22 protein-coding genes and 1 tRNA gene are annotated in these 26932 nt (G+C 60.5%); 12 read left to right on the top strand and 11 right to left on the bottom strand.

Annotated elements, in window-relative coordinates:
* Positions 1–1388 precede the first annotated feature (1388 nt).
* From KV106_RS28655 to KV106_RS28685, 7 genes are all read left to right on the top strand, one after another.
* Positions 1389–3233 carry a 6-phosphofructokinase gene (locus tag KV106_RS28655; protein ID WP_261214134.1) on the top strand — a complete coding sequence of 615 codons (1845 nt, stop codon included), beginning with the start codon at positions 1389–1391 and terminating at the stop codon, positions 3231–3233.
* Between the two features lie 99 nt (positions 3234–3332).
* Positions 3333–4247 (top strand): ATP-binding protein, encoded by a 915-nt coding sequence (locus KV106_RS28660; RefSeq protein ID WP_261214316.1) that lies wholly within the window; start codon positions 3333–3335, stop codon positions 4245–4247.
* On the top strand, positions 4248–6014 hold the full coding sequence (locus KV106_RS28665) for a hypothetical protein (protein ID WP_261214136.1): 1767 nt from the start codon (positions 4248–4250) through the stop codon (positions 6012–6014).
* Positions 6015–6016: 2 nt separating this feature from the next.
* Positions 6017–7444 carry a phage integrase family protein gene (locus KV106_RS28670; RefSeq protein WP_261214137.1) on the top strand — a complete coding sequence of 476 codons (1428 nt, stop codon included), beginning with the start codon at positions 6017–6019 and terminating at the stop codon, positions 7442–7444.
* Positions 7445–7721: 277 nt separating this feature from the next.
* Positions 7722–9872: a KAP family P-loop NTPase fold protein gene (locus tag KV106_RS28675; protein ID WP_261214138.1), complete on the top strand. Its 2151-nt coding sequence runs from the start codon at positions 7722–7724 to the stop codon at positions 9870–9872.
* 92 nt (positions 9873–9964) lie between these two features.
* The gene (locus tag KV106_RS28680; protein WP_261214140.1) at positions 9965–10654 is read left to right on the top strand and encodes a hypothetical protein; all 690 of its coding nucleotides are present in this window, start codon (positions 9965–9967) and stop codon (positions 10652–10654) included.
* Between the two features lie 291 nt (positions 10655–10945).
* Positions 10946–12661 (top strand): site-specific integrase, encoded by a 1716-nt coding sequence (locus KV106_RS28685; RefSeq protein WP_261214142.1) that lies wholly within the window; start codon positions 10946–10948, stop codon positions 12659–12661.
* Positions 12662–13010: 349 nt separating this feature from the next.
* Here the strand turns inward: KV106_RS28685 and KV106_RS28690 are convergent, their stop codons facing one another.
* Genes KV106_RS28690 through KV106_RS28700 form a run of 3 tightly spaced genes read right to left on the bottom strand, consistent with a single transcriptional unit; the run spans position 13011 to position 14888 of the window.
* A complete protein-coding gene (locus tag KV106_RS28690) occupies positions 13011–13781 on the bottom strand; it encodes an ImmA/IrrE family metallo-endopeptidase (protein WP_261214144.1) in 771 nt (256 codons plus the stop codon).
* Positions 13771–14187, bottom strand: coding sequence for a hypothetical protein (locus KV106_RS28695; protein WP_261214146.1), 417 nt, complete (start codon positions 14185–14187; stop codon positions 13771–13773). The genes KV106_RS28690 and KV106_RS28695 overlap by 11 nt, the downstream gene beginning before the upstream one ends.
* Positions 14184–14888, bottom strand: coding sequence for a hypothetical protein (locus tag KV106_RS28700; protein ID WP_261214148.1), 705 nt, complete (start codon positions 14886–14888; stop codon positions 14184–14186). The genes KV106_RS28695 and KV106_RS28700 overlap by 4 nt, the downstream gene beginning before the upstream one ends.
* Before the next feature lie 35 nt (positions 14889–14923).
* Between KV106_RS28700 and KV106_RS28705 the strand changes: the two genes are divergently transcribed.
* From KV106_RS28705 to KV106_RS28725, 5 genes are all read left to right on the top strand, one after another.
* The gene (locus tag KV106_RS28705) at positions 14924–15184 is read left to right on the top strand and encodes a DUF2188 domain-containing protein (RefSeq protein WP_261214149.1); all 261 of its coding nucleotides are present in this window, start codon (positions 14924–14926) and stop codon (positions 15182–15184) included.
* Positions 15185–15436: 252 nt separating this feature from the next.
* Positions 15437–15907, top strand: a complete 471-nt coding sequence (locus KV106_RS28710) for a toll/interleukin-1 receptor domain-containing protein (RefSeq protein WP_261214151.1) — start codon at positions 15437–15439, stop codon at positions 15905–15907.
* Positions 15908–16516: 609 nt separating this feature from the next.
* The gene (locus KV106_RS28715; RefSeq protein ID WP_261214153.1) at positions 16517–16762 is read left to right on the top strand and encodes a helix-turn-helix domain-containing protein; all 246 of its coding nucleotides are present in this window, start codon (positions 16517–16519) and stop codon (positions 16760–16762) included.
* Between the two features lie 298 nt (positions 16763–17060).
* Positions 17061–17636 (top strand): helix-turn-helix domain-containing protein, encoded by a 576-nt coding sequence (locus KV106_RS28720; RefSeq protein WP_261214155.1) that lies wholly within the window; start codon positions 17061–17063, stop codon positions 17634–17636.
* 97 nt (positions 17637–17733) lie between these two features.
* Positions 17734–17828, top strand: a tRNA-OTHER gene (locus KV106_RS28725).
* Positions 17829–18150: 322 nt separating this feature from the next.
* Here KV106_RS28725 and prpB read toward each other — a convergent pair.
* From prpB to KV106_RS28765, 8 genes are read right to left on the bottom strand one after another with little or no spacing between them, the layout of a single operon-like run.
* On the bottom strand, positions 18151–19050 hold the full coding sequence (gene prpB / locus KV106_RS28730) for a methylisocitrate lyase (protein WP_261214157.1): 900 nt from the start codon (positions 19048–19050) through the stop codon (positions 18151–18153).
* Positions 19047–20444 (bottom strand): FAD-dependent oxidoreductase, encoded by a 1398-nt coding sequence (locus tag KV106_RS28735; RefSeq protein ID WP_261214159.1) that lies wholly within the window; start codon positions 20442–20444, stop codon positions 19047–19049. The genes prpB and KV106_RS28735 overlap by 4 nt, the downstream gene beginning before the upstream one ends.
* A gap of 37 nt (positions 20445–20481) precedes the next feature.
* On the bottom strand, positions 20482–22119 hold the full coding sequence (locus KV106_RS28740) for an FAD-dependent monooxygenase (RefSeq protein ID WP_261214162.1): 1638 nt from the start codon (positions 22117–22119) through the stop codon (positions 20482–20484).
* A gap of 29 nt (positions 22120–22148) precedes the next feature.
* Positions 22149–23558: an FAD-dependent oxidoreductase gene (locus tag KV106_RS28745; protein ID WP_261214164.1), complete on the bottom strand. Its 1410-nt coding sequence runs from the start codon at positions 23556–23558 to the stop codon at positions 22149–22151.
* 5 nt (positions 23559–23563) lie between these two features.
* Positions 23564–23812 carry a hypothetical protein gene (locus KV106_RS28750; protein WP_261214165.1) on the bottom strand — a complete coding sequence of 83 codons (249 nt, stop codon included), beginning with the start codon at positions 23810–23812 and terminating at the stop codon, positions 23564–23566.
* A gap of 42 nt (positions 23813–23854) precedes the next feature.
* Positions 23855–24610 (bottom strand): SDR family NAD(P)-dependent oxidoreductase, encoded by a 756-nt coding sequence (locus KV106_RS28755; RefSeq protein ID WP_261214167.1) that lies wholly within the window; start codon positions 24608–24610, stop codon positions 23855–23857.
* Positions 24611–24612: 2 nt separating this feature from the next.
* Entirely contained in the window at positions 24613–25830 is a 1218-nt protein-coding gene (gene prpF, locus KV106_RS28760) for a 2-methylaconitate cis-trans isomerase PrpF (RefSeq protein ID WP_261214168.1), read from the bottom strand.
* Positions 25827–26921, bottom strand: a complete 1095-nt coding sequence (locus KV106_RS28765) for an amidohydrolase family protein (protein WP_261214170.1) — start codon at positions 26919–26921, stop codon at positions 25827–25829. The genes prpF and KV106_RS28765 overlap by 4 nt, the downstream gene beginning before the upstream one ends.
* Positions 26922–26932 lie beyond the last annotated feature (11 nt).

Genomic DNA, 26932 nt, shown 5'->3' on the forward strand with positions numbered 1-26932 from the left:
CAGGCGTGTTCATGTCTTGGGCGACCGTCTTATGGTTGCTCTACAGCTTTGGATCCATAGCTGCCGATGGTCAAGCTCGGCTTGTAAGGTGCCTCAGCCTGGAGCTGTCGCTGGCGGCTTCGCGGCGGTCGACAGTTCGCGGCTGGCAAGCGAACCTCTGACCGACCTACGGCACGCTCTCATTTAGAAATCCTTGCTGCAGCACAAAGGTGTGCAGTGACTTAGTTGCGAGCCGTCATATCGTAGACGCCACGAGGGCGGCTACGAGCATGAATCCGCAGGCCACGCAAACTTCGACGACCCAGCCAGAGGCAGCCCGGAGGCGACCTCTGAAAAGAACGCCCGAGGTCCCATCTGGGCCCACTCGATGCCATCGCCTGCGCCCCGCGAAAAGTTCATCGCCTGCTCCTGTGATTCACGCCTTGTACGGGAGGAGCGCACCTCGTTGTGGCCCTTAGAACGGCGGAACCCCAGGGCATTCGACCCTGGCTTGAATCCTTTGACTGGGTCACGCTTCGCCACCTCTCATGCGGGATTCAGATCGAAGGTCATATGAGCATGCGTCTACCCAATGTTCAATGACGAACTCAGCCCAAGCAGACTTCAGGTTGCAGATGAATTGCCAATCAAATTGACAACTCAATTTGCAATTCATTTTCCAACCAACAATTCAACCTAGCAAAAACCAAGGCAGTTCACCACTGCCTCGCAGCCTGAATCTTCGAGTCGCAATGAATTGGACACGAATTGATTTTCGGGGACTTTTGAGCTTGAATGACCGCTTCCAAACAACAGCAACACTCGATGGCGACCTCATAACGAAAGAGACCCCGTGCTGTTGGCGCAACACAGGGTCTCCGAAGAACTACCTTCCGTAGCAGGAATTCGCTTTGAACGATACGCGTTGAAAGACGGTACGTCAAGGGCGGGGGGTGGCTTTTTTGAATATTTCGCGAGGAAGCAAGCTTCGAGGTGACCCGGAGCAACTCATGTCCCCGTCGCGCACCAAGAGTTCATCTGGAACTAACGGGTTTCAACACCCAGCCCAGGTCCAACGGCGTTTCACACTTGACGCGGAAAAAGCCGCTTGCGCGAAAGCCCGCAGCTATTCTTCTACCCCTCGAGAAAACCTGATCGTAGACCGCACCTCCAATGCCAAGCCCATATATTTTGGCCGGCATCTAGTCGGCATTACCGATCAAATTGACTTTGACCTAGCGCACTGGCCAGACCTCGACGCCAGCGGACTAAGTGAGTACGACCTAAAAACGTACCTTAGACGAAAAGAAGGAATTACCCTTTACTTACAAGGGGCAGGTGCCGAGACAATTCGACTAGCAACAGGGCTGGGAACACGATGGATTGGACGACTAATACGCGAGCGTTGCATGGTCGAACATCCCGATGGCCACATTTACGGCTGGCGGGGACTAGTCAAATACACAAGAATAAATCCTTACATACGCAAAAAGAAGATTGCACCCGATGCGGCGGGAAGAGGGTGCGCCGGGGCGATGAACGCACTTTTGGCGATAGAGCCAGAATTGGAGAAGAGGTTTTCAAAATGGATACTACAGATCGTTGCTTCAAGTGACCTAGGAGAAATAAAAAAACCCAACCAGAGAATTTGGAGCTGGTTTATAGATGAGTTGAGAAAATTAGGCTACGAGATCCGAAATGAATGGCCCTTCTCCACTCGCACACTGGGTTTTTCGGCCGTAGCGCGCCACGTGAAAAAGGTCTTGGCTTCGAACCCTCGCAAAGCAGCTTATCTGGCAGGCGGCCAAGCGCTCGCCAGTAAGCTTTTGGGTGGTGACGGAGTAGATCGACCTGTGCGTCGAGTTTTTCAGCGGGTCGAGATGGACGCACACCACCTCAATGGGATTTTTTGCATCCTAGTGCCTAGCCCTCTTGAAGGGCATGTACCCGTCATTGTCCGGAGACTATGGGTAATAGTCATTCTTGAAGTTTTCACTCGCGTAGTGCTCGGCTATCACCTGAGTCTACGTAGCGAGATCAACAAGCAGGATGTTCTTCTCGCGATCAGATCGGCACTCTCGAAGTGGCAGCGAAAAAAACTCAATATGGGCGAACTTCGGTATATGGACGAGGCCGCGTTGCCATCAGGACATCATGATCGCTACCTCGGCCTTTGCTGGGATGAAATGAGCGTTGATGGCGCTATGGCGGGGAAATGTCAAGATGTGCGCAACGCTCTAGAGAATATCGTAGGTGCGAAACTGATTGAGCCGTCGAATGGCTGGAGCGCTCGGCGCCTGAAAGACGATCGACCCTTTATCGAATCTTTTTTTAACGCACTCGGGCAAAGATCACTGAATCGAATGTCAAATTCCACCGGCAGTAGGCCATCCGACAAGCAGGGCAGAGATCCCATTAAAGTTGCGCTAAAAAGTCAATTCCAACTTGAATATCTTGAGGAGTTGCTAGATGTTTTAATCGCCAATTATCATGCAATTGAGCAAAAAAACCTCACTTATCGGACTCCTCTTCAATACCTTGACCAGTGTGTCGCGCGTGAGAACAGTCCGGCTATCCGGCGAGCCGATCCAAAGCTTGTTGACGGCATTCTCGCGGTGAGAAAAATGTGCGAGGTGAAAGGAGGGTATCTAGTGGGGCGCCGACCCTTTGTAAACTTCTTTGGCGCGGTCTATAGCGGGGAAATTTTGGAAGCCCGCCATGATCTTGTGGGGAAAAAAATATGGATTACCAATCATTTAGTGAGTGATGCTCGCGTGGTGCAAGCATCCACGGTACAAGGATATTCACTCGGCACTCTTCGAGCAGCGGCGCCATGGCACGGATTACCGCATTCCCTAGAAATTCGTCGCGCAATTCGAACGTTGATACAGGCGCGCCGATTAAAAATCTCAGCCGGGGGCGACGCAATTGCTGAATTCATTAAATTCTCCGAATCATTTCCGAACAAAAAACTTCCCGCGCATCCAACCTATCTGGAAGTTAGAAGAATTTTGGAGGCTGCGGCTCGCCACCCTGAGCAATTGCAACAGGCAGATCTACATCGGGCACGTGCTCGTTTGGATGAACACTCTGCATCAACCTCATTCGTCGCTGGGGTCTCAAATTCGTTTACTGACAAGTTAGCAAATCACGGAGAGCTGACTGTCTTGCCTCGGCGTTCGAGCACCGAAGATGCCCAAGGCCTCTTGCCCGATCCGGCGTTGCCGCCGCTGCGAAAAGCAGCAAATAAGTAAACAGGCGGTCGCATGAAAAGAAATCTACCAATCCATTTAGATCATCATCACCCCGTACTTCGACAGGAGTACGCAATATTCACTCCTGCGATAGCAAAAATGGCCAGTGTTCTAGGGGACTGGATCGACCAAAGACAGCCTGGTGGCAGTATCTACGGCCCTTCGCGCTTTGGTAAAACCAGAGGGATGAGGTGGCATCTTAAAGAACTTCTCAGTGACCGTTTTGGAAAATCGATCCCACTACATATGTGGACGCGACCGCCGGACAGTCATGCGAGTGAAAGTGAATTTTGGCGATCAATCTTGGCAGCATCGGGGCATCGATACGCACAATTAAAGGCTCATCGAGGCGACCGGAGGCGAATGCTCCAAGAGCTTCTTATATCAACTGCAAGGCAAGCTGATGGAAATTTTGTGGCACTTCTAATTGATGAGGCGCAGGCGATGAGCTTGAAGGAGTGGACATGGCTTCTAGGGCTTCAGAACGCACTTGATTGGGAAGACTACTGTCTGAGCGTTTTTTCAGTCTCGTCTCATCAAATGGGATACCAGTATCAGCTGATGGCCCATTCAGATCACGCCCATGTCGCCGCGAGATTTATGGTTGCAAATTGGCAATACCCGGGGCTTAGCTGTGAAGGCGAAATTTCCTATGTCCTCCAGGGATACGATTCTGAGAGCGAATGGCCGCGCGGCTCCGGATTTTCATATCTCAAATATTTTGCTCCCGAGCCCTATGCACGAGGCGAGAGGTTAACCCATTGTGCTTCAACGCTGTGGCGGGTATTAAATGCGCTGCTGCCCGAAGACTACGGAGGAGAAAGCAACTTTCCAATGCAACATCTCACAAGGTCAGTAGAGAAAATATTGATAAACCTAGCTAGGGGAGAGAATTGGGAGGACAGTACATCGGAGGCGGCTTGGCTCAACGCTTTGATCGAAACAAGATTCACCGATCACATGCGACTGATATCTTCCGACATCCCTCGGAAAAAATTGACGCGAGTCAAGTGAATGTCAAAAAAAAATCACGTCGCTACAGAGCAGTCGCTACTTAGCAGAGATCGCCGTTTTCGACGTATTGCATGGAGCCCGAACAAAATTTCCCCACATTCATCAATATGGATCACGGTTCAGCGCTTCATTATTTTAAACCAGCCAAGCCAACAAGCATTTGAAATTGAATTTGCCGCCAATGAAAATAATTGGCTCCCAATGTCGCTTGACTATACGATCACTCCGGGTAGAAAACTGCGGTTGCCGCGCTTTTTGCGCCTAACTGGCGAGCCATGCACGAGTTTAAGGTGGGCTCAGGTGAGTCAATATCCTTTAACCTTGCAACCTCTATTTGGCGAAAACATTGCGTGGTGCGAGCCATGCCTGTCGGATGCATTTCACACTGTACTTTTCTCGCTGCATGGTTTGAAACGGTGCCCCGTACATGGCACTCCAATTGAGCCTCGTTGTCGATGCGGCGCCACGATTCGCCACGGCAACCTCGGATTTTCGTTTCTCACTCCAGGAATTTGCCGCTGCGGATTTGAATTTTTATCACACTCAAATGCAAGAAGCCCGACACTCAACTCGACTCGAGACGATATTTTTCACGAGTTGACGTGCTGGCTCGAAGCGGCCAGCAAGCGATTTTGGTTTGACCTACGTGATCAGTGGTCGTTTCGGCCCGCCGTCGAAAGATATTTGGCACATTCACAACATTGGGCTCAGTGCTTTCGCACGCCGAATGCGCCGCCGTATTGGGCCACGGCAGAAATTCCCGAACTGAGGCATATGCATTGGAGATGTTCGTCGCATCTCTTCAGCGGACAGGCAGTTCGCGTTAGGCATGACGTTCCTTTAGCAAATGAATCGAAAGCTTCCACCGCAGTTTTTAAATCAATCAAACGGTATCTGCTACGCCACGTAATTGGTCTTGGGGCGCGCCAATGGATTGATGTTTTTGCGCGCTCCTCAGATGAGTCCTATATTCTCAGTCATTTATCGGGAAATCCTCAGGCACAACAAGCTTGGTGCTTTCTTCTATGGTGGCAGGCATGTGTTTGGAGTCTTGATTTACGCGACTGGTTTAGGCGACGGCACTATTGGATTCCGCCGCAGTGGGAAACTAGAAAAGCATGGGCCTCCGTGCCTAAAGAAAATTTGCATCCGATAGATGCAGAATTTCAAGGGACAAGCAGAAGTTGGCTTGTCAATTGGACCACTGCAGGCAGTCTCTTGATTCTTTGGGATGCGGCTGTCGAAGCAGTGAAAAATGCTATGTCTAGTGATCAGCCAGTTTGGGGCAGAGGAGCTACCGGAGAAAGAGTTTTTCCGGCTTGGAGCGCGGCTAGGTCCGACGCAGGCACCTTGATGCTATGCATGGATGCTCCCGAGACTTGTCTATGGATTTCGCGCAGCCGAGTCGAAAAAAACGAAAGAATTCGAGTTTCAAGAGAAAGCGCTGCGCTGCGACGTCTCATGCTTATAAATCAATTCGGCCCCGTCAAACTTCTATACGATGCGGAGGCAGAAAAATTTGATAACAAGGCGAAATCTCAAATGCTATACGAACTAGAAATCAAAAAAGTACAACTACTTGGAAACATCAAATGCGAGGCACTTATCTTCAAGTCACAGCAAGGCCGGCTTGAGAATAGATTTGTGGCAAGAAGCCTTGCTCACCCTGTTGCTGCGGTAGGCAATACTCCGAAATCCGCGCTCAACGGTCTTCGAGAGGCTATAAAATTGCTATCAATGCAGCCCTCACGAATTGAAGGTGGTTAAAAATGCGCAGCCCGGAGGCCAAGTTCATACCGACACTCGATGCGATTGCAGATTGGCTTCCGAAGCGCACGGCCGCACTTCTCGAGAGATCGGATATTCGAACCATTCAAAATCTTCTTGATCGCATCGTTTTCGATAAAAGATGGTGGTGGAAAGAGATAAAGGGCCTCGGAGTAAAGAAATCGCAAGCGGTTGTCGAATGTATATGCGCGCGTTCAAATGAGCTGAGATTGCCAAAAAGAATAATTCAATTGCTGAATGACAATAAATCTATTGAACTTTGGCCTGAAGCACCTCGAACCGCAATCGTTCCTCTGGAGTATTTAATGGTTCCGACTGAACTCAATGGGCAAGGCGGCGATTTTCGAACACTCCCCGGACAATGCCTTTTGAAGGCAAACGATGATCTAGCTGCAATCGGTACATGGCTTGGCAATTACCAAAATTCTTTTCTTTCCTATCGAAGACAGGCGGAACGACTTCTTCTTTGGAGCATTTTCGTTCGAAAAAAGGCGCTTTCATCCTTGACGGAAGACGATGCGCTTGCATACAAGAAGTTTTTAACAAATCCTCCTATTGAATGGTGTGGTCCTCGTCATTGCCTCAGACGATCCACTGAATGGCGGCCTTTCGAAGGCCCGATTCGCGGCAACTCACTAAACACAGCCATTCGCTCCATTAATTCGCTATATAGATACCTTAAGAAAAATAAATACTTGGCAAACAGCCCGTTTGATGACCTTTGCGATATAAAGCCAAATCGCGCCCAAATTCCAGCAAGCCGTGCTTTGACCCTTCAACAATGGAAGTCCATTAACGGCGCGATTTCGACCGCGCTCCTTGTCGCAGGTGATCACGAGCCCACGCGACGTGTCGCTCGCACCATACGGTGGATATACGCGACTGGCCTTTCTAGCTCTGAGATGGCCAGTGTTGAATGCGGTGCTTTGCGACCCGTGGAATTCGGCTATTCGAATGGAACGTTAGGTCGTTGCTGGGTGGCAAGCGTCCTTGGGAGACGCTCCCTCCTAAGACATGTACTTATTCCGACAGAGTTGATCCGTGAGCTTGAAGAGGAGCTTGCTCGCGCTGGCAGGCCCAGTTCTCCAACAGCGGCAGCAAACAAGAATGTGGCCATCTTGGCCCAGTTCTCCGTCACCGGCTGCGCTATCCCACCTCCCTCATCGATCAGTACGCTGCAAAAGTCTGTTTGCAGATTTATGGTGGCTTGTGCATCGCGGATGGAGGACCCGGATGCAGCGATAGTGCGCCGCGTCACCCCCACCTGGTTGCGCAACACCCACTCCGCGCACATCACGCTTGGGCACGACCTGAATGGGGATAGTCCAGCTTTGCTCCATCACGTGGCAGTCTTGAAGGATCCACATGATTCCGCTCCAAGTCCGGCCGGCGTGAGAAAAGTACCATAAAGGTGGGCGTTAGTCCTCCGCTCCTCCTGCTATTTGTGCGTGTATCTACGGACCTATCCGCCGACAACAACCGGGTGTGGAACCAGATCTGGCCAGTCGAACTCGAGCGCTCAAACTAATTGCTCGAGGCCTCGCTATGGGCGGGACAGCATTCGGCAGCAGTAATGATGTTGATGCGCTATTGGTTGGGGCGTCCATCCCATTGCTTACAAGAAGCCGACGCTGTACTCTTCGGGATTTCTAACGACTCGGCCTGGTCACTCTGTTATCTATAAACATGGCAAAAATCGAAGACTCGAACAGCGCTAGCATCAGCATCGGTCTGGACCTTCCTCTGCAACCTGGTAGCGCACTTCGACTCGACAAGTTTGACCGAGCCGGCTTCGCGAAGTCGGCGGCGGAAGCGCTCCGTCGCATCACGTCCAATTCGGGCTTTGCACTTTCCATTGAGGGAGCATGGGGAAGTGGAAAGACTTCGGCCCTTGCAATGATCGAGGAATTGCTAGGACAAGGCAATAAGGCGGGCGAGCCCGTCATCGTGCACTTCAATCCATGGCTGATCGGTGATCGTGACGCGCTGCTTCGGAACTTTCTGTCCAAACTCGCAACAGCAGCAAAGCTCACCGACCACGCTAAGAACGGCAAGAAAGCTGCCAAGGAGCTGAAGACGTACGCCAAGGCATTTGATGTCATGAAGCTCATACCTGGCGCGGAGCCCTGGGCCTCCATGATCAAGTCGGTAGTTCTTGCAGTGGGAGAGACAACGGAGGAGATCGCCGAGTACAAAACGCCAGACATTGAAGTACAGAAGACGAGAGTAGAAGATGCACTAGAAAAGCTGACTCAGCCGATTATCGTATTTGTGGACGATATAGACAGGTTGTACCCTCTGGAAGTCTTCGAGATGATCCGCATCATCAAAGCAGTTGGCGGCCTGCCGAACGTTGGCTACGTCATGGCTCTTGACCCAGCCTATGTGGGGCGAGCGCTGCAAAGTGCATCCGTGCCGCAGGCCGAAAACTATCTAGACAAAGTCGTGCAACTCAGGATGCCACTGCCTGGAATGTCACTAACTTCGCGCAGAGATCTCGTTAACGAGGCACTTGAAACGTTGCATCCGGATGCGTTCGCAAGCCATTTCTCGGATTCCGAGGACCGTATCGCCATGCTCTACTTCTCTGGGCTTAGAGAACTTCTCGAGCAGCCCAGGGATGTCACCCGCGTCTTCAACACAGTGCGCGTAATCGAGCCGGAACTGCGTGGCGAAGTGGTCCTTTCTGACATCGTGGGCCTCGCAACTTTGATGGTGAAGGCCTCACCCGTTTTCGAGCTTCTCAGCAAGCAGCCGAGCCTTTTCGTCGGGCGCCTTCCGGCCGATCCCGGCGTGCGCGGCAGCAGCGAAGACATTATCAAGAAGGGCCGAAAAAAGCGCGAAGAGACGTACGAGAAGTGCAGTTCATCCGCAGCTGTCAAGCGGTTGGTTCAACGGCTATTTCCTTTAACCGCCAATGCCGAAGAAGCTTTTGTTTCCGGGCAGATCTCCGGAGTGAAGGGACATATCGCCGACCCGGCAAGGCTGTTAGTCGCACTCCAGCTCAGCACGGGTGCTGCAGATGTAAGCTTCGTCGCGGCGCGCAAGTATCTTCATCACTCGAGCAAGCGAGGAGAAATTGAATCCACGTTGACTTCTGAGAATGGACTTGCATTCCTAGAGAGCCTGGGCGATGTCGCAGCCTCCCTTAAGGGCAAAGGAGTTTCCGATCTCCTCGATCTTTGTCTCTCGATTGCAAGGTTGATAGATGCAAGACGCGACATTGCAACGGCACGAGGTCACTTCAGGGCAGACACCGCGGCTGTACGCGCTATCAGCTCGTTGGTCGAGACGGCAGGCGCTGGACAGGAAGCCTTGATCGCCGAAGCCATTGTCAGGGACGATGCGTGCCTCAGTATGGCCATGCATATCATTGCCGTGAGCTCTCTCGGTGCAACGAGCAAGAGCTCTCTCCATTATCCATCGTCAAAAGCGAAGGCACTTCAGCACGTGTTCGCGCAGAACTGCCTGAAAGCTGCGCAGAATGGAAGGCTACTTGAGACCTGCACGAGCTACATCATCCTATGGCAACTTCCCAGCTTTGCAAAAAGCCATTGTCAGCCGATATTCAAAGCACTGAAGAACTTTGATTCATCGCTAGACAGCTTTGTGCTCTGCGTTTTGCGTGACAGCTTCGACTCCTACAAAGGGCAGATTTTCGCGTTGGGAGCCGAAGAAATGCGAATCGAAGCATATGTGGCGCTTGCTGAATTGAAGCGTCATGGAGAAAGTCGACTTGCCGATGCAGCCTTGACTTTTCCGGCAAAAGCCGCTTGGCGAGCATTGGTTGAAGGCAAACGCGTTTACGGTAAAGATGGATCGCTAGCAGAAGGGTAACGTGAATTCGATTCGGCGCGCCGTGTCCAAGTTCTTGCAGGGAACCTTCCTCATTGAGATGAACCAAGGCTGAAAGCTACGGAGCCACCAGGATGTCCGTTTCCATCGAGTTTCGCCACTATCTTTCAATAGCGCATCTTTCTGCAGCGGCACTCTTCGCGAGCCAATGCCGTGCTCTGGAAGCGACCGCAGTGGTGACTCCATTCGACAGTCCTGGGCGCCGTCAGCACAACGCGTTTGCAGTATCAGCAGTCATCATGTCAACCGCATTCCTTGAGGCGACGGTCAACGAACTCTTCGCGGACTGCGCCGAAGATCCCCCCAGGCCGCGGGTGCATGCGGTTGCCTCGAAGGGGCTGCTCGGGCGCATGTGGATGAGGCAGGTGCCACGCACCGCTGCCTATTCGATACTTGAGAAGTATGAGATTGCGCTAGAACTCAACGCAAGTCCGTCCATGGACCGCGGTGCTTGGCCCTACCAGGACGTCAAGCTTCTGATCGAGCTTCGGAATGCTTTGATTCATTTCGAGCCCGAGATGATCACTGGCAGTGGAGGAACACTGCCCCCGCAAGTCCACAAGTTTGAAAAGCGACTGAAAGGAAAGTTCGAGGAGAACCCGCTCACTGGAGCGGGCAACCCGTTCTATCCCGACAAGCTTCTTGGGGCGGGTTGCGCTGAATGGTCGGTGAGATCAGCGGTTGCTTTTGCGGATGACTTTTTCGAGAAGCTTGGAATCGTTGCCCCGTATGAGTGTGCTCGCTCAATCTATCTTTCGATCTGACAATCTCTCGACCCAGCAGCTGTTCGGCGTGGACGCCTGAGCGAGTGCGCGCGCCGGTTTATGCGAACTCCTCGAAGCGCACGGCCTCGCTAAGTCGTACCCGATGAAAGGCGGTTAAGACGCCTGGGTTTCTCAGTGAAATCCGCATGGAGGGGCGCTGCGGCGCCGTGAGCGTCGTGGTGGCTTGGCCGCCCTCGAGCACCGTTGGGCGGAGAATGCATACGCCGGCATCACTCTATATTGATAATCCTTCTTATCACAATAGCCTGATCGAGAGCACAATCTCTCACAATGAAAAGTAGCGCGCGTACCCCCTTGGAGAATTCAGGAGCCCAGAGCCAGGCAGGGGAGGGATTCCCAGGGCCCAGCGCGCTGGCTGCGCTGCGAGCCTGGTACGCAGGTATGAGTGCGCGCGCCAGCGTCGTTCAATATCTGGGGCATGCCCGCGCCGACGGGCAGTCCTCGCGTGCCATGCTGGGAGCAATCCGACGCCAACTTGTCGCGCTCGCCGAAGAACGCCGCCGCGACGATGTGGCCGCGCTGCTGAGCCATCCTGCGTCCGAGCGCCTGGCGCGCTCAGACGCGGTGCACAACGCCATCGAGCTCTTGCGCAAGTTGCCGCCGCCGGCGCCCATGTTGACGGATGAGGTTCACGCCTGGCTGCCGCCGCGTATCGCGAAGGTGTTGCATGGGCATGGGCTCCGAACGCTCGCTGAGCTCACGATACGGGTGCCACGCCGGCGACGCTGGTGGGCCACTGTCCCAGGGCTCGGGCCGGCGGGTGCTCGGCAAGTCGAAGCTTTTTTCGAAGCGCACCCGGAGTTGACGCAGCGTGCTCGCGCGCTCGTGGTCGCCGAGGTAGCGGATGACGTGGTGCCCTGGGAACGCCTTCGCGTGCCCAGTGAAGTCAACGGATCTCGCGGAGCCTTCCGGGCGCCCGCAGCCACCTGCACGCTGGGAGCGACGAACGATCACGAAGCGGTTCAGGCCTGGTTGGCCCTCCAGGAATCGCCTGCAACGCAGCGGGCCTATCGCAAGGAGGCGGAGCGGCTGATCCTTTGGTCGATTCTCGAGCGCGGGCGGGCTCTTTCTTCATTGACCACGGAAGACGCGATCGCCTATCGAGCCTTCCTGCGACGGCCCTCGCCACGCAGGCGCTGGATAGGCCCGGCGCGGCCGCGCGGAGCCAGTGACTGGAAGCCCTTCGCTGGAGACCTGTCTGCGCGCTCTACGGCCTATGCCTTGACCGTCGTCTCGGCGATGTTTCGCTGGCTCATGCAGCAGCGGTACATGCTGGCTAATCCATTTGCCGGCATCAAGGTCCGCGGCGGAGCGCCAGTCCCGCCTTTGGCCGCGGCGCGGTTCTTCAGCGAAGGCGAATGGGAGTTGATTCGGGCGATCGCCAACGGCCTCGAGTGGGGGAGGGGATGGACTCTCCTGGCCGCGCAAAGGTTGCGTTTCGTACTGGATTTCGCCTATGCGACAGGGTTGCGGGTGAGCGAGTTGGTCGGGGCGAAACTGGGCCAGATCGAGGTCGACGCACGTGATGACCACTGGCTACATCTCGTGGGCAAGGGAGGAAAGTCAGCGAAGGTGGCGTTGCCCTCACTGGCTCGCGCAGCACTAGATCGCTACCTCATGCAGCGCGGCATTCCCTCGACGCGAGCACGCTGGAATCCCAATGTGCCCTTGGTGGGTGGAATCGATCTGGAAAGTGGCGAAGGAATTTCCTCGGCCAGGCTCTGGAGCATCCTGCGCCGGTTCTTTCTACTCGCGGCGGAAATGGTGATGCAAGACAGCCCTGCACTCGCAGAAAAGCTCCGGCTGGCCAGCCCGCACTGGATGCGTCACACGCACGCGACTCACGCGCTAGCGCGGGGAGCAGAGCTCACCGTTGTTCGCGACAATCTGCGTCACGCATCTCTGCAGACCACCTCCATCTATCTGCACTCTGACGAAGTAGCTCGGTCGCGCCAGATCGATGAGGCCTTTCCGTCCCGCGAGTGACTGCAGAGCGTCATTTTCACTCCAATGCACTTCTTACGAATCGCCAGTACGTGCGGCCTCTAGCAGAACGCGTAACTCCATTCGTGCGGATTCGCGAATTTCTTCCCGATCGAGCTCAACCGCGTTTTCGTCGACCCAGGTTTCCCAGTGGCTTTCTAGCCAAGGCTGCCTGGTGCAGAAGGTCTCTACCGCGTACTCAAGCCAGCTGTTGTAGCCTTCCGGTGGCGGCAATGGTTTTTGAATGGTGAAGAGCAATACTCCTTAGGAATGCACAGTTCCAGGAAATCCTGGGGGCGTGACGTTAGTCCACAAGTTCCGCGGAATCAACCCCTCAGAGAGGTGCCAACGACTATCTTGAAGAAAGCAGGGTGATCATGGTAAGGACGGCGCCATCGGGCAGCTTCAGCGACTGGGTCTCGACGGTTCGCCGATAGATCTCGGGGCCTTGGAGCCAGCGATCGGCAGCTTCTTTCACGGGTCTGGACAATCCTGCCCCTTTCCCAAACGCCATTGAGAACGCCGCAGTGTCTTGATGCAACTCCTGCTTGATGTAGAAATCGTGCGGAAACGCCACGCTCTTTTGGACCCAAATCCTCTTGGTCTGGTTGTGACAGACTACGCACGTTTGGACTTGGGCGCGCCTAGCGACCTTGATTGCTGAAGCGGTCAAACTAGCGTCGAAGTCATGGCCAAGCGCCTTTGCGGTGTCTAGATTGATCCGCTTGCCCGCGAGCCAAGGGTCGACCAAGAAGGTTGGCAATATCAACTGGCTTGCGTATGCATTGGCGTAAGCCTCGACGTTTTTTGCTTCGGCGTTCTGAGGACCGATGTCTTCGTTGGCGCATCGAAAAGAGCCACGATCCTTATCGCAAATCCAGTGAGCCAGTTCATGAGCCAGAGAAAAACGTTGACGTCCTGGATACGAACCCTCGTCGACACTGATCACCGCTTTATCACCGGCGGCAACTAGGCGGGCAGCGCACCCGCACAAGGGCCGATAGACGACCTCGGCCCCCCGATAGTTCGCGATAGCCTCCAAATCGATGTGGGATGAATCGCGTACTCCACATTGCCAGAGCAGTTTCTCGGGAGGGCTGAGCAGTGCAAACTCAATCGCCATGGTCTTCAGGCTTGATGATTCCCATTGCCACTAAATCGTCGTAGACCGAGACCAAGTCTTCGTCGGTTTGCTTCTTGCCGTCCCGAAATGCCATGGCAACCCTGGGCTCGCGTACGAATGTCTCCGTCAGAATTGCTTTGAGCCGCTCCATTGCCGGGCGAGCTTGTGGGGACGGTCGTGCCGCAACTGAAGCCTTGACCGCGACCTTGGCAGACGCAAGCCGCGCCCGCAAGCCTGCCGCGACCGCGTCTCGCAGCGTGTCGTGGGTTTGCTGAGCAATCAGAGCCAGGTCCTGTCCTGCTTCGCGATACTCATTTCTGATCTCGTCGTCGCTGGTGTTGGCGAGATCGTCCAGCGCTCTGGCACGAATGAAGCCAATCTCCCTGCTTTCCTTGGACTGCTTCATGATTTCCTCCGACCCAGCATCAAGGTATTGAGGCCACGACGAAACCTTCTCCGCGCCGTGTTGTATGTGGTGTCACTCATGCCAGAAACGGTGCGAACTTCATCGGGTTTCATGCCGTCCTTGTCGCCCATGATGAGGAATTGGATTTCTTCGTCATTTGCAAAATGCGCTTCAATGAGTGCGGCATCAGCGGCAGCGCGAGCTTGTCGCTCATCAGTTTCTTCAACCTCGAGTGCCTGCTCGACGACATCCGGTGAAGAGAAGCCTTCTTTTGCGAGAGCCCATTCCGCGTCGCCATCGCCATCTCGACCCGCCATCGCTTCGAGGTAAGCAGTTCGCGACTGAGTCAGAGATTTGCTGGATCCATCGGCAATGGATTGCATGGTTCTGATGATGTAGGCCACAAAATGCACGTCCTTTGGCCAGTGCCGGCCTTCTTTCGTACCCACGCCCTCAAGCGTGCGTTGAACCGCCTCGTTCAAAAGTTCGAGTGGATCCGTGTATTCAGTGCCGAATAGGGCGTACTGAGCCGCGCGATGGATGCGCCCAAGTTCTGCCTCCGTCAGCCTTTCGACCGCGTCAGCGATCTCCTCGGCGGTGGCGTAACCTTGCTCGGGCAATTTTTCAGCTGTCACATGACCCTCGGTTGCCTCGTCACTAGTATGTGCGGAGGTTTTCGCTTCCGCGGACATTGCCAGCATTTTGTCCGCGTTTCGCTTTTTCTCCGTACATGCAGATGAGCAGCGCTTCCGCTGCGAAAAAGGTGATCAGCATGACAAAGCGAAATCAGCATGTGGTCCCCCGCGAAAGCGGATGGGCCGTTCAGGGCGCCAATGCCACGCGCGCCACGGAACTTTTCGACCGCAAGGCGGATGCTATCAACCGGGCACGGGAGATTTCCCGACACCAAGGCACCGAGCTTCTGATTCACGGGCGGAATGGGCAGATCCAGTCCAAAGACAGCCACGGGAACGACAAATTCCCGCCGAAGGGGTGAGACATGGCTAGATGCACCGCCCCAGTCGAAGGCCATCGTTCCTCGAGCGCTGCAGCGGCGTGCCCCGCATGCCGTGGGAGGTACGGTCGCTACGGTGGCTACAGCAACTACGGGAGCCACTACAGCTCGTCGCGCGTTTCGTCCGGCAGCGGCGGAGGTAGCTACAACAGTGGTGGAGCCGGCCGGTCCAGCAGCACCGCTAGGCCGCGTTGGTCGCGCACCGGTTCGTCCGTCTTGTACACACCGTTGCAAGTGCAGTCCCTCACGCCGATTCGAGAATCAGTCGAAAAAACAGCGACCGAGCAGCCGGACCTTCGCGACTGTTTCCTGTGCCATGCATGGGACGACCGGCAAGGGGCCGCCAAGGAGTTGTACGACTCTCTAGTGACTGCCGGCGTCAAGGTCTGGTTCAGTGAAAAAGACCTCGGCCTGGGTGTGCCGATGATGCGTGCGATCGATAAGGGGCTGGCGAACTCGCGCATCGGGCTCGTTTTGGTGACGCCGAATCTGCTGCGCCGCCTCCCGCAAGAGGGTGTCGCAGACAAGGAGCTTTCGGCCCTGTTGGCCGGCAATCGTCTTGTGCCCATAGTGCACCAAACAACTTACGCCGACTTGCGTAATGTCAGCCCATTGCTTGCTTCACGCAGCGGCTTGGACACCAGGGAAGATGCGATGGCGATCGTGGCAGCCAAAATCGCGGAGCTAGTTGCCATCTGGTCTTAGCAGGCTTGATTTGAAGCGGCCGTGACCGAAGTCGCCAGCGACCGCCATACACCACTGGGCTGCGGGCGTTAAGGGTGGAGCGCTTTTGCTTCAAGGGAAGGGCCGGTAGCTATGCTCGCCGCTCGTCCAGAGCGGCTTCGTTCGGCGTGTGCTTTGGGGATCGACCTCGCTCGGCACGTCTATGAACGACCCTTGATCCGTTTCGAGGAGGCGCGCAAACTTTCCCTGACGATCACTGCACGCCCAAATTGCTTTGCAGACTGCGTAAGAGGCGAGCGGTTTGTCTGTCATGTAGGCAGGGAGCACGACGCTAACCTTTGCGTGCTTCCATTCCCCGCACAACAACATGTCGAGCGCATCGTCCGTTGTTCCTGCGAGAAGGGTCCTCCACAATGGTGAGGGTTCTTCAGGCCTCGCATGTGGCAGGACCTCGAGGCGCCACAGCGGCAAGTTCAAACATTGCTCCGCGATCCGATATCGCTGCAGGTCAGAGTCGCCGTGCTGGAACACAAAAGAAAGCGCCTCTTCGAGAGGCGCGTGCACAAGAAACATGGGGATTGTGGTTGATCGTCCGTGGTGCGATTGTCCTCGTTTTTGGACGATCGGCAAATGCCAAGGCCGTCCAACAAGCATGCGCTGGATCCCGCGCTGCTGGCCCTTGGTGGGGCGATCAGATCGGCTCGAAAGTCCCGTGGGGTATCCCAAGAGGAACTGGCACATCTTTGCCAACTTGATCGCACTTACATCAGTGCAATCGAGCGTGGTATTCAAAACCCCGGGGTGATGACGATCGTCAGGGTCGCCAGGGGCATCGGAATTTCCGTCAAGGATCTCGCCGGCCTTGCAGGCCTCTGACCAGCGCCTACAGCCCGGCGGGGCGGCAGCATCGCGCTTCGCTACCGCCACAAGGCTGCGGCGCGAGTCCTCGACTAGCCGCCTACAGCCGATCTCATGTTCATCCGTTTTCGCTCCGCGCCGGCGCCGCCGACCACAGCCGCTTGAGCGGCCGCGCTACACATAAGTGCCCTCTGAAGGGGCTGTCGAAAAAGCCAAGCCCGGGTAGGCGAAGGTTTTCGTCGAATTTTTGCGTCACTGGTGTCGTATGGAATAATATGTCTTTCGTTCTTTGATTTTTTCTGAGATAGTAGCCACCATGAATCACGCAGCACTTAGTTCCTCTACTGCTAACAGCCAAGTTAGTAATAGCGAAGCTACGTCTACGGAACTTCAGGAGAAGTGGGGGCAAGCGCTCGATAGGGGGTTCGTCCTGATCCCCATCGAGTTACTGCGGCGTCAGAAGGAACTAGCGCTTGCGGACAACGACTTGGTCGTACTGCTCAACCTGTTGTCGCACTGGTGGTATTCCGATGACAAGCCGTATCCCAGGACCGCCACGATTGCGGCGCGCATGGGGGCTTCGCCGCGGACGGTGCAGCGGTGCCTGGAGAAGCTCGAGGCAAAGAATCTGATTGCCCGTGTCAAGGGACACGTGACCATGAAAGGCAAGAACCAAACGGTCACTCGTTACGATCTGCAGGGCACCGTGACACGTTTGAAGGGATACGCGCTAACGCCCTTGGCAAAGGTGCCCGCAGCAGCCCCTGCAAATCCAAACTATTTGGCTGGAATGCGCAGGCCTGCCAGCGATGCTATTTCAGTGCCTCTCGAAATCATGCCTAGCGGCAGGGTGGAAGCAGAAGGGTTATCCGACGAAGCTCAAAGGAAGTAGCGCCGGTGCGCGTGTCCTTCGCGGAGAAGGGCTAACGATGGTGGGTGGTACCCCATCGTAATGCACCGGAGGTCCTGGTTCAAATCCAGGCGTCGATGGACTTGTAGCTCAATGGAAAGAGCGTCGTGTGTATGCCGCCCCCGGAAGGCGGCCTCCAGCACGAAGATCCCGGTTCGAATCCGGGCAGGGCCTCCTATTCTTTCTCACATGGTCGAAATCACCGTAGGAGCACCGCTGCGCTGCAAGCTATAGGCGCGCGGGCCGCCTCATAGCGCTGCGCGTCCATCACCATCTCGCGGCGACGAAAATACTGCATTGAATCAATCACTTAGCGCGCCTTTGGGCAGAGTTGCCGGAACGCACGTGAAGTTGAGAACACATTCCTGCATTTTTCGCGAACACATTTCTGCGAATAGACGCGAGGGCTGCGGCTGCATCATCTTTCGTCATTGTGATTTGACATAACACTCATTGTATTTTTGAAACGACTGCAGCCACAGCAGCCAAGGCCCCCTCAAGTCCCGCGACGCCCCTGCGAAAACAACGCATCGAGCCGCTGCTCAAAGGCGTGATAACCGATGCGTTCATAGAGCTCCTCGCGCGTCTGCATCGCGTCGAGCACCGCGCGCTGATGACCATCGCGACGAATCGCACCATAGACCGCCTCGGCCGCCTTGTTCATCGCGCGGAAGGCGCTCAAGGGATAGAGCACCATCGCGACGCCGGCGGAACGCAGTTCCTCGACCGAGAACAGCGGCGTCTGGCCGAACTCCGTGATGTTCGCGAGCACCGGCACGCCGGTGGCGTCCACGAAGCGCCGGTAAGTCGGCAGGTCCTGCGCGGCCTCGGCGAACACGGCGTCGGCGCCGGCCTCGACACAGGCGCGCGCGCGCTCGATCGCTGCATCGACGCCCTCCATCGCGATCGCGTCGGTGCGCGCGATCACGAAGAAGGCATCGTCGGTGCGCGCATCCACGGCCGCCTTCACGCGGTCGGCCATCTCGCGCACGCCGACGATCTCCTTGCCCGGCCGATGGCCGCAGCGCTTGGCGCCGACCTGGTCCTCGATGTGGCAGGCGGCCGCGCCGGCCTTGACCAGGCTGCGCACCGTGCGCGCAATGTTGAAGGCGCTGGGGCCGAAACCGGTGTCGATGTCCACCAGCAGCGGAGTGTCGCACACGTCGGTGATGCGGCGCACGTCGACCAGCACGTCCTCCAGGCCGCTCATGCCGAGGTCCGGCAGGCCCAGCGAGCCCGCGGCGACGCCGCCGCCCGAGAGATAGATCGCGCGGTAGCCGGCGCGGCGCGCCAGCAGCGCATGGTTGGCGTTGATGGTGCCGACGATCTGCAGCGGCGACTCCTCGCGCAGCGCAGCGCGGAAACGCGCGCCGGGGCTGGTCTGTTCCGCGCTCATGCCGCGGCCCTCGCCACGGCATGCTGCGCCGCCAGGCGTCCGAAGATGCAGCCCTTGGCCAGCGAGGAACCGCTCATGTAGGTCTCGCCATGAAAGCCGCCCATCACCTCGCCCGTCGCATAGAGGCCCTCGATCGGCCGCTTGTAGACGTCGAGCACGCGCGCATCGACGTCGATGTGCAGGCCGCAGTAGGTCGAGGTCAGTCCGGTGGTGCAGGCCAGGCCGTAGAACGGCCCGGTCTCCACGCGCGTGGGCTTGCCGTAGCCGGTGCTCAGCGAGGTGCGGCCGAAGGCATCGGGCTCGGCGCCGTCGCAGGCGCGGTTGTAGGCGTCGACGGTCTCGCGCAGCGCGGCGGCCTCGATGCCCAGCGCGGCGGCCAGCGCCTCGAGCGAATCGGCCTGCTTCACCAGGCCGGCATCGAGCGCGCCCTTGTAGTCGGCCACCGTGGGCAGCGGCGAGGACTGGTCCATCACCCGCTGGTCGAAGACCTGGAAGCCCAGCAGCTCGGGCTGCTCGAGGCAGCGGTCGCCGATGGTCTTGTACGACACCGATTCGTTCACGAAGCGGCGCCCTGCCCTGTTCACGATGATCGCGCCGCGGTACATGGCCGACACCAGCCGCGGCGCCACCTCCTCCTTGCCCGGCGCCGGCTCCGCCACGGGCGCGCCGAAAGTGCCCTTGACGTAGCCCAGGTCGATCAGGTCGGCGCCGAGCGCCCAGGCCATGCGCAGGCCGTCGCCGGTGTTGCCGTGGCCGCCCATGGGCCGCGCGTCGCGCAGGTGCGGCGCGAAGCGCTCGACCAGGTCGGGCGCGCGCGAGAAGCCGCCAGTGGCGATCACCACGCCGCCGCGCGCGCCGATGCGCTCGCCGTCCTTCAGCACCACGCCGGTCACGCGGCGCGCGTCGCCCTCGCCCTCGGTCAGCAGCCGCTCGACGTGGGCGCCGGCGCGGTACCCGACGCCGGCCGCGAGCGCCTGCGCATGCAGCGTCTCGAGCACCAGCACGGGGTCGATGCTGTGGTTGCGCGGCACCGACTGGCTGCCGCTCAACGAGACCTTGTCGAAGCGCAGGCCCATCGCCTGCAGCCATTCGTAGGTCTCGTACTGGCGCTCGGCGTACACATGCACCAGCGCCTTGTCGTTGCGGTGCTTGCCGGCCTCGAGCAGGTCCTGCTCGAGCAATTGCGCGCTGTCGAGAATCTCGTTGCGCCGCTGCACCTCGGTGCCGGCGAACGCGAAGGCGCCGCCGCACATGCGGGTGCTGCCGCCGTACAGCGCGGTCTTCTCGAGCAGCAGCACGCTGGCGCCGCGCCGCGCCGCCTCGATGGCCGCGCAATGGCCGGCCATGCCGGCGCCGATCACGACCACGTCGTGCTGGTTCTCTTGCTGTGTCATTGCATTCCTCTCGTTTCCATTTCCTTGTCCGTGCCGCTCAATGTCCGGCCACCGTCTTCACCAGCGCCGCCGGGTCGCGCGGCATCGCATCGCCGCGCCAGGCCACGTGCCCGTCGGGCCGCACCAGTACATGGCGCTTCTGGTAGGCCGCGATCACCTCGGGCTCGCGCATCGCCTGCTGGCGCATGGGCACGCCCGCCGCCTCGGCCGCGGCCAGCAGCGCGGCGGCCTCGTTGACGTGGGCCGCATCGCTCATCAGCACGAAGCCGCGGCCGAACAGGTCGAGCGTCGAGCGCCCGTCCTCGAGCCAGGCATGCGGCGCGCGCGCGCCGGGCCGCGTGCCGGGCCGGTAGTTCACGGCATCGAGGAACTCGGCCTGGATCTGCTCGGGCGACTCGGGCTCGTCGTAGACGCACACGGGCGAGCCGGTGTAGCGGTTGCCCAGGTGCATGTTCTTCGAGAACCACTCCTTGCGCAGCCCGTCGGACAGCGCCTGCCCCACCTGCGCGCGGGCGCGGTCACCCGCCTCGCCGGGCTCGAAGACCCGTGCGGTGTGCGGCACCTGCTGCATCACCTCGAGGTTGCTGGTGGAAAAGCGCGTGATGCGGTGCGCGATCGGGCGGCGCTCGATGCCGTACGACGCCAGCAGCGCCGGACCGCCCCAGCCCTCGAGGCAGGCCGAGAGCTTCCACGAGATGTCGACCGCGTCGCCGATGCCGGTGTTCATGCCGAGCCCGCCGGTCGGCGAGGTCAGGTGGCAGGCATCGCCCGCGATGAACACGCGATCGCGCCCGTAGGCGTCGGCCACCTGCTCGATGCGGGTCCAGCGCAGGATGCTGAGGATCTCGAGCTCGAACACGCGTCCCACCGCGCGGTGCGCGAAGGCCTTGAGCTCGTCGTCGCCGTAGACCTTGCGTTCGTCGGCGGTGCCGATGATCGACATGCGCCACTGGTCCTTGCCGTTGATCGCGACGATGGTGGCCCACACGCCCTGCGCGCCGACGAACATGTAGCGGTAGCCCGGCACCTTGTCGTGCAGCGCGTTGAAGCCGGCGCAGCGGAAGATCACGTTGGTGGTGTGCGTGAGCACGCCCTTGCCCTGCATGCCGATGCCCAGCCGCTCGCGCACGGTGCTGCGCCCGCCGTCGCAGCCGACCAGGTAGCGCGCGCGGTAGACGGTCCTGACGCCGGTGGCGGCGTGCTCGACGGTGGCGGTCACGCCCTCGGCGTCCTGCTCGAAGTCGAGCAGCCGCTGGCCGTAGCGCAGCGAGACGCCCGGGCGCGAGCGCGCGAACTTCTGCAGGATCGGGTCGAACATGTTCTGCGGGCAGCGCTCGCGCTTCTGCGGGCTCTCGGGCGGCGGCCGGTCGTCCTGCATCGCCGGCATCGGCTGGCGGCCCAGCTCGTAGCCGTCGAGCGTGGTCAGGTAGACGTTGTCCTGCGGATAGGCGCGGTTGTAGTCGCTGCCCTCCACGTCGGCCACGATGCCCCAGCGCCGGCAGAACTCCATGGTGCGCACGCCCACGCCGTCCATCTTGGCCTGCCGCACCACGCCGTCGCCCTGCTCGATCAGCACGCACGCATGGCCGCGCCAGCCCAGGTCGCCCGCGAGCGACAGCCCCACCGGACCACCGCCCACCACGAGCACGTCCGTCTTCACTGCTTGTTGTTCCATTGCTTCCCAGTCTTGATGTTGCGCATCGCTCAGGAGCGCGCCGTTGCGCGCTGGCCCACGATGTGCTCCGCGGCACGCAGGCCGGTGGTCGCAGCCTTCGCCAGGCCGCCCACGTAGCCGACGTCCTCGCCGCCCTCGAGGCCGCCGCTGGCCCCGCCGGCCGCGTACAGCCCCGCGAAGGGCGCGCCCTGTTCGTCCATGGCGCGCGACCATTCGTCGATCGCGAGGCCGCCCATGGTGTAGGTGATTCCGGCGCATACCGGCACGCCGTAGAAGGGCCCGGTCACGACCGGCAGCGCCTTGTAGCGCTCCAGGCTGCGCGGCGGCGCCAGTCTGGCCGTCGTGCCCGCCGCCAGCGCGGCGTTGTGGCCCGCGACCGTGGCCGCGAGCGCCGCACCGTCGATGCCGAGCTTGCCGGCCAGCGCCTCGATCGAATCGGCGCGCTCGATGGCGCCGCCGCACTTCTCCATGTGCGGATTGGGCGGCAGGAAGCGCGAGGTGCCCGGCCCGTCCCAGATCGGCTGGTCGAAGACCACGAAGGCCGACAGCAGGTCCGCCAGCGCCGCGATGCGGTTGGCCAGGTAGACGCCGCCGCGGCCCTCGTCGGCGATGCGCTGCCCGCCGGCATCCACCACGATGGCGGCTGTGGCCACGTTGTCCATCCACGGCAGCGGCCACAGCCGGTCGTCGGTCATCGCGTTGCGGTTCATCACGTGGCCGTAGAAGCCGCGCAGGTCCGACAGCCGTGCCCCGGCCGCCTGTGCCATGCGCACGCCGTCGCCCAGGCCCGAGCGCGCATTGCGCTGCAGCAGCTTCGCGGGCTCGGGCGAGATGCTCTGGCGCAGCAGCGCCGGATCGCACTGGAAGCCGCCGTCGGCGATCACGACCGCGTCGGCCTCGATCGAGAACGGCCCCTCCTGCGCCAAGCCCTTCACGCCGACGCAGCGGCCATGCGCCACCATCAGTTCCTGCGCGCGGTGGCCGCGCCTGAGCTCGCCGCCATGACGCGCCAGGGCCGCGCCCAGCGTGCGCAGCAGCACGTCGCCGCCGCGGCCGCGCCATTCCGAACCCACGCGCTGCAGCGAAGGCGGCGACAGCACGAAGTTGTGGTGCGGCTCGGAACCGCCCTTGATGAAACGGATGCCCTGAGACTGCAGCCACTTGACGGCGCGGCGCGCATCGGTCGCGATGGCGCGCGCGAGGCCCGCGTGCGCGGCGCCGTGCGTCGCGTCGAGGATGATCCGCTCGAGCCGGCCGGCCTCGGTCTGGATGTCGTTGAGGCAGACGTGGAAGGCGCCGCCGGTCAGCCGCGAATTGCACAGGTACTCGGGATCGGCCGAGCGCTCGAGCACCACCACGCGCAGCCCGGCCTCGGCCGCGCGCACGCCGGCGGTCAGCCCCGCCAGGCCCGCGCCCACCACGCAAACGTCGAATGTCATCGTGCTCATCTCGGCATCAGCGTCTCGGCGACCAGCTCGATCACCTCGACCGCCACCTTCATGGCCATGTGCACCGCCGCCGCGAGCACCAGCGCGATCGCATACAGCTCGACGACGCCGGTGCGCCATGCCAGCCAGATGCCCAGCGCGGCGACGCCCGCGCTGGCCACGCCGACGATGCGGCGCTTGTGCTTCAACACCGACCGGATCTGCGGAAACGGCGCTGGCGCTTCCTGCTCCAGGGTCTGCTCCATCGGGGGAACTCCTTGATCGTTGGAAAAAAATGGGGACCGGCCTCAGGCCATGGTCTCGCCGCCGTTGATGTCGACCACCGTGCCGTTGACGAAGCTGGCGCCGTCGCTGGCGAGGTAGAGCACGGCCGAGGCGATCTCGCCGACCGTGCCGAGCCGGCCGGCCGGAATCTTCTTCGCGGCCTCGGCGAGCACCTCCGGCGCCGAGGTCCGAGCCAGCGGCGTCTCGATCTGCCCGGGCGCGATGCAGTTGGCCGTGATGCCGAACGGCGCGTAGTCGCCCGCGATCTTTCGCGTCATGCCGATCACCGCCGCCTTCGACGCCGAGTAGTGGGTGCCGGCGCGCGGCGAATAGGTGCGGCCCGCGCGCGAGGCGATGTTGACGATCCGGCCCCACCCCTTGCGCTTCATCGCCGGCAGCATCTTCTGGCACAGCAGGAACGGCGCGGTGGTGTTGACGCGGAAGACGAACTCCCAGTCCGCCAGCGCGATGGCCTCGAACTGCGCGATGCGGCCATCGACCTTGGGATGCACGCCCGCGTTGTTGACCAGGATGTCGACGCCGTCGCACAGCGCCAGCACCTGGTCGCCAACGCGATCGAGCGCGGCCAGGTCGGAAAGATCGGCGACGACGGCCTCGGCCTTCGCGCCCGCGGCGGCAAGCTCGGCGGCCGATTCGCGCACCTGCTCGCTGCGATCGAGCAGGATCACGCGGAGGCCGGCTTCGGCCAGCAGCCGCGCGCTCTCGCGGCCGATGCCGCTGGCCGCGCCCGTCACCAGGGCGGTTCGTGTAGAGGTCATGTTCATTGCTCCTTGTTCGTTGAATTCGCGGGGGCCGCCTCGAAGCAGGCCGCCGGCACGCAGACGGCGCCGACCATCAGCCGGCGCGCGCTGCGCGACAGCGATACGCGCCGGATCCGCCAGTGCCCCTCGGGTGCCCGTTCGGCCTGCGCGCCGACCTCGATCGCGCCCGAGGCATGGCCGAAGCGCACGCTGCCATCGGCCTTCGCCGGCGCGATGCGCGAGACGACGGTGCCCGGCACCGCGGCGGCGGCGGCGATCGCCACCGCGCCGGTGCCGGTCATCGCGTGGTGCAGCTTGCCCATCGACAGGATGCGCGCCACGAGATCGATCTCATGCGCCGCCACGCGGCGTCCGCCGGCCACGCCGTGGTCCACCGGCGGCGCGACCCAGGCGAGCTTGGGCGTCGCGGGACGCGATTCGGTGGCCTCCCGGGCCGTGCGTGCCAGCCCCATGCGCACCGCCGCGTGCGCGCGCAGCCGCTCGAGCCGGGCGAGCAGTTCGGTGTTCGCGTCGATCTCGCCCTGCGATTCGGTGCCGGTGAGCCCGAGGTCGGCGGCCGCGACGAACACGGTCGGGTTGCCCGCGTCGACCAGGCTGGCCTCGACGCTCGCGCCGCCCGGCACTTCGAGGATTTCGATCGCCCGGCCGGTGGGGAATAGAGCGCCGCCACCGCCCTCCTCTCCCCCCGCCGGGTCGAGGAAGTCCAGCCGTATCGCCGCGCCCGGAAAGCTCAGGCCATCGAGCTCGAAATCGCCCTCCTCGACCACCCGGCCGTCGCGCATCGGTACCTGCGCGACGATGCGCTTGCCGATGTTGGCCTGCCAGATCCTCACCGTGGCCATGCCATCGCGCGGCGCATCGACGAGGCCGCACGCGATCGCGAAGGGACCGACCGCGGCACTCAGGTTGCCGCAGTTGCCGCTCCAGTCGATCACCGGCGCCTCGATGGCGACGGCGCCGAACAGGTAGTCGACATCGCAGTCGGGCCGCGTCGCGGGGCCCACCAGCACGACCTTGCTGGTGCTCGAGGTCGCGCCGCCCAGGCCGTCGATCTGCTTGCCGTAGCGGTCGGGGCTGCCGATCGCGCGCAGCAGCACCCGGTCGCGCAGCGCGGCATCGCTGGCCATGCCGTGCGGCAGCGCGCGCGTGTCGAAGAACACGCCCTTGCTGGTGCCGCCGCGCATCCAGGTCGCCGCGATCTCGCGCTGTCCCGTCATGCGGTGTGCTCCGGCGCGCGCTGCGCCAGCGCGGCCGGCAGCCGGTAGGTGCGCACCGCCGTGCCCGCCAGCAGCGCCGCGCGCTCGTCGCTCGACAGCGGCGCGGCCAGCCGCTTGAAGGTGTTCCACATCGTGCGGTAGCTGCACAGGGACTTGTCGACCGGGAAGTTGCTCTCGCACATCGCGCGCGCCGGGCCGAAGGCCTCGAGGCAGACCTCGAAGGACGGCCGCCAGGCCTCGGCCAGTTCCGCCGACGTGGGCGGCAGGTCGCGGTCGTGGAAGCCGAAGCCGCCCAGCCGCATGCCGATGCCGCCGATCTTGATCGAGACCTGGGGCCGCTTCGCGAGCTCGCGGATGCCGGCCGCCCATTGCGCGAAGGTGGCCGCGGGATCGGCCGCGTAGGGGCCGAGGCCGGCGCGACCGCCCATGTGGTTGAGCACCACGCGAACCTCGGGATGCGCGTCGACCAGGTCGACGAGCTCGGCCAGCTGCGGGTGGTAGACCCAGGCGTCGAACACCAGGTCGAGCGGCGCGAGCTGCGCGAAGCCGGCGCGGAAGCCCTTGTCCATCAGCAGCCCGCGCGACGGCGGCCGCACGAGGGTGCTGACCTCGGGACTCGCGTCCCAGGCGGCCATGTGGCGGATGCCGCGAAAGCGATCGGGCGCGCGCGCGACGCAGGCCTCGAGCAGCTCGCGCGCCGAGGCGCCCTCGCTCAGGTCCACCTTGCCCACGATGGCCGCGCACACGCGCACCGGTCCGTAGACGCCGCTCGCGCTCATCGCGCCGATGCCGTTGGTGAACTCCACCTGGCCCAGGCAGGCCAGGCGCGGGTCGCCGTCGGCGCGGTACATCGAGGTGCATTCGACGAAGCCGGTGCCGCGCACGTGGTGGCCGCTCGCCTGGATGTCGGCCAGGATCTCGGGCAGCAGGTACAGGCTGTGCGGGCGCCGGTCCCACAGGTGATGATGCGGATCGAAGATCGGCAGGTCGGGTTCGAGCACGGGCTCGCTGCGCAGGGCCAGCCATTCCTCGTCGACGAAATGGTGCGGCGCGGCGCCGCGCAGGGGTTTGGCGTGATGAGCGGTCGACATGGCGTTTTCCT

The sequence above is a fragment of the Variovorax endophyticus genome, from assembly GCF_025376855.1.
Lineage (GTDB): Bacteria > Pseudomonadota > Gammaproteobacteria > Burkholderiales > Burkholderiaceae_C > Variovorax.